Genomic DNA, 4,150 nt, shown 5'->3' with positions numbered 1-4,150 from the left:
TAGAGCCGATTTTTCCAGACCGGCCTTTGTTATGGAGACTTATGTCACAGCCTCTTTGATCAATTATTTTTATATTAAACTATTAGTACGGTAAGTCAGATTTTTTGACAATAATATCCGTAAAACCATTATCATTAAACAAACTCAGCAGTTGTTCATTCGAAATCACATTTCCTGTTTGAATAATAGCTTCTTTAATCAAGAAGTCACTTACTTCACACTTAACATATGGTATCTTTCCAATATAAGCTTCAGGATGAAGTTTTGTATCTTCTCGTATATTTGTAATGATAAATCTTACTTCTTCCTCTTGACGTAGTAAAGGATTCTTGAAAGTTAAAGCAAACAAAGTAATTGCAGGAAGACACGCCAAGATAATTTCACTCATGTCATACTGATCCCTCGCCAAATTACGTTGAGCAAAAAGCCATTCTTTCACAACAGGTTTCAAGTATTCCAATTGTATTGTTTTATCATAAATGACTTTTAGAGGGAAAACAAAAGCATCTCCTTTCGTTAATTTATTGGGGTCTGTTTTTCCATGGGAAAAGTGTGTTGCTAGAGCTACTTGGACATCGGATAATTTAAAGCCAAGTGCTACGCCATCTTTATTACCACTGTAATTTCCAAATAATGTTTGTGAATTCTTATTCTTTGTAAAAGACCAGATATACGTATCACCAAATGGCCCATTTTCAAATGTTTCAATAAATAGCTTTTTTTCATCACTAGTTGCATCCAAGGTATCTAGTATAGCCACACTTAAATCGACAGTATATTGAAACTCTTTTGGATCATTCATAAAGTCTTTCTGCTTAATCATCCATTCTTTTGAGTGCACAATCTTTGTTAAGCTGCCCACTGTCGTATAATGATATAAATTTTCATTTAGGCTAGTATCACAAGATAATTTAGGAATAATTAGTTTAGGTCTCGAATGTTTAAAAAAATTAGAATCTTCATTAAAATAATTATCCAACGCTTCTTTCCCAGTTGGTGGTAAAGAACGAATCATCTCCAATGTTTCTTCTGGAATACTTGTATCTTCTAGTACATCAATTAATCGCATTGTTATACCTCTGTTCATTATTCAAATTTAAGACTCATAAGTAACTGATCGTAAAATCGTAATATCTGATTCTTTAACACCATCTCTGAATGACGGACTAAGAAATATATAATTTGTGGCATCGGGATTCACCGCGCTTGTAATTTTAATAACTTGAATACTGCGGTTATCCAACAAACATTGTGCAATGAAAGTTGGGATTAAGTATTCAATGGGTTGTTGTGTATTTCCCTTTGATACACTTTGTAAACAAAAACTAGCTAATGGATTATTAATTTTTGTTAAATCCAACACACCTAATTTGGTGTCGGGTTGGAACCTTAATACATCAAAAGTTTCTCCTTGTTGTAATCTTAATTCCTGTGCTAAAGAATCTAAACTATCTGAAGTATAATATAATCCTTGATTTGCAACATTAAATCTACCACTAGAAGGAATACCCCATGGAGCTTCTCCATCCAAATGTTTTTTTACATAAGGAGCGTCACTAACACCACGAGATCTTCCATGATACAATGGCACGCCTATCTTTTGTTTTTTTACATTTAAGGTAGAGAAAAAATTAAACAACTTTTTTCCTGTTTCTACGGCCAATCCCATCATTGGATGCTCGGCTAAATATGATTGAAAATCCCACAGTTCATTCTCTGTAAGATTCAAAATTGGGTGATTTTTATCATTAATCAGTTCTTCTGTAGCTGCTATTTCAATGTTTTGAGATATTTGGTTGACATTTTCCGATCCATCTTTTTCGTACTTTTCAATCACTGGTTTTATGTTCACATAAAAACTTGGATTATTTAAATAATAGGGCTTAATATACTTAGTGAATGTTTTTATTGTTGCCGCTTTGTGTCGTCCTGAAAGGGTTAAAACAGCCAGTTTTTTAGTAACGTTAGATGTTAAACTTCTATTTACATATGACGAACTCAAAATATGTGTTGTCCGTAAATATGAATCATTAAATTTTCTACTGTTCACTAAAGCAACATGGTTATTTTTTTCTAATGCACCTAAAGTGAAATGCATATCATTATTGATACTTTCTATACCTTGTTCCCTTAGTATATTCATCATTTTTTTGTTATTAGATGTCTGTTTTAGCTTTTCATACCATTTTGTATTAGCTGAAATTTTATTTACACTATTCTGCAGTTTTCTATTGTTTATACGATTTGTTTTTTCAATGGTTTGAAAAATGCTAGAACTATATTCTATAGGAATTAGCGTTCTATTAATTAAAGGAGTAGAATAATATTTCTTTAGACGTTGAGTTGCACTTCTCTCGATTATACTTTTCATTGGTGAAGTCATCCTATTAATCTGATTCACACTTCTGACCAATGTTGCATTGCAAAAAATTGCTTTAGCAGAAGAACATTCTTCGTCTAACATTTTCGCACGTAATACACTGTCTTTTTGAATATCTAAAGCTTTTTTCTCTTCTCTTTCGTTTCCTTTTTTATTCAAAACTTGATCACTTCTCATTCCAATTGCACATTTAAATTAACTTTTCATTATATAGTATATACACTTTTGATTTTATCATATCTTGCAGTAACAAAGCTAATGTCCCCTTAGTTATGCAGATAAAAACACAATACACAAACAAAGCCCGTTCTCTTTTTAGAGAGAATAGACTTTGTTTATTTTATTCTATTAAGTTTAAAGTTTTTCTTTTTTACGAACGTTCAACTTATCATATTATAAAAAACACAATCTACATGTTTGCTATGAATTTGCGACACGTTATACATATTCTATTTTTACTGATTTATTGAATGGTTTACCCAATTCTTCAAGTGTTTTGATGTTGGGACTCATATTTCCGTTTTCAATCCTTACGATTGTGGACTGTGGTTTATCAACAAGTTTCGCAAACTCTCTTTGCGTTAAATTATGCTGATCCCGCAGTTTTCTGACAGCTACAGCAAATTCTAACTGACGACCGACTTTTTCGGAATACTCTCTTAAATCAGGATTGTTTTTAACTGTACTTTCAAGTAACTCATCAATTTTACTCATTTTTGCCCTCCTTATGCTCTTTCAAATATCTATCTCTCATATTCTTAGCATGTTTAACTTCTCTTGGTGGAGTTTTTTGTGTTTTTTTTGTAAATCCATGAGTAATTATATACTTGTTATCCTTTTTATGAAAATATAGACCTCTTTGTATGTTGTTTCCTAATTTGCTCCTAACTTCATAAACATTACTATCAAGTTTTTTTACCCATTCCAAACGTGTTGCTATCTGCAAACCGTTATTTTCAACTGCTTGAATAGTACGTAAAAGCTTAACTTTATCCTTAACAGGTATGGAATTCAAAAATTCTTCAAATTCACTACTACCATCATTTCTTTTTACATAATCAAAGGTTAACTTCTTATCTCTATCTTCCATGCTCATATGATAGCATCAAAGCTATCAAAAGTAAACAAAAATAACACACAAACATTAATTGAGTGTTATTTACCTTTGTACTAGCTACTTCCTCATATTTAGAAAAGGTTTGTTAAAATCCATTGCAACATAGTTAGCCACATTTTCCGCATCTGGGAAAAGAGTTGCTTTATTAATTTCGCAGAAATAATCCAACTCTGAAAGAATATTACGTTTATACTTTTTAGGGATATAAATGTTTCCCAAACCCAAATTTTTAATGTCTCGACTTATTTCAGATATATCTTTGGTTAATCCATTATACGGTTCAAATAAAAAGAAACCACTTTGAGCACGTAATCTTGGATTGTTGAAAATAGGTTCGACAAAGAAAGGATGGATTAAATCTCTAAAGTTTATGATTTCTGCAAAATAGCCAGAGTCTCTTTTTAAATCATGGTAAAGACATCGCACTTCATAACTCTCATTTAATGCATTATAATTATCTTCAATGGCTTGGTATGCATTCTTTTGAGAGTTGGTTAAACTTGGAAAATCTATACGTGCACCTTTGCCAACTTTACTCTCATACCATTTATTATAAAATACATTTTCTCCGTTTTTTTCAATACTATCAATTTCATTGAGAGCGTAAAATATCTTGTGTAAATGCATAAAAGATTTCTGAATTGTATAGAAAT

General features: G+C 31.3%; 4 protein-coding genes and 1 pseudogene. All 5 read right to left on the bottom strand.

The features are described from left to right. Positions 1–82: 82 nt before the first annotated feature. Complete coding sequence (locus FD20_RS12170; protein WP_057738850.1) at positions 83–1,069, bottom strand: DUF2971 domain-containing protein; 987 nt, start codon at positions 1,067–1,069, stop codon at positions 83–85. 27 nt (positions 1,070–1,096) lie between these two features. Then, on the bottom strand, positions 1,097–2,557 hold the full coding sequence (locus tag FD20_RS12165) for an RES domain-containing protein (protein WP_057738848.1): 1,461 nt from the start codon (positions 2,555–2,557) through the stop codon (positions 1,097–1,099). A gap of 261 nt (positions 2,558–2,818) precedes the next feature. Beyond that, positions 2,819–3,094 (bottom strand): helix-turn-helix transcriptional regulator, encoded by a 276-nt coding sequence (locus tag FD20_RS12160; protein WP_057738846.1) that lies wholly within the window; start codon positions 3,092–3,094, stop codon positions 2,819–2,821. Next, positions 3,087–3,476: a type II toxin-antitoxin system RelE/ParE family toxin gene (locus FD20_RS12155; protein ID WP_057738844.1), complete on the bottom strand. Its 390-nt coding sequence runs from the start codon at positions 3,474–3,476 to the stop codon at positions 3,087–3,089. The genes FD20_RS12160 and FD20_RS12155 overlap by 8 nt, the downstream gene beginning before the upstream one ends. A 78-nt stretch (positions 3,477–3,554) precedes the next feature. Further along, positions 3,555–4,150: pseudogene (locus FD20_RS13625) on the bottom strand (hypothetical protein); the annotation flags it as partial.

Source organism: Liquorilactobacillus uvarum DSM 19971 (assembly GCF_001434935.1).
In the GTDB taxonomy this organism is placed as follows: Bacteria; Bacillota; Bacilli; order Lactobacillales; family Lactobacillaceae; genus Liquorilactobacillus; species Liquorilactobacillus uvarum.
This window is presented reverse-complemented; position numbering and strand designations above follow the sequence as displayed.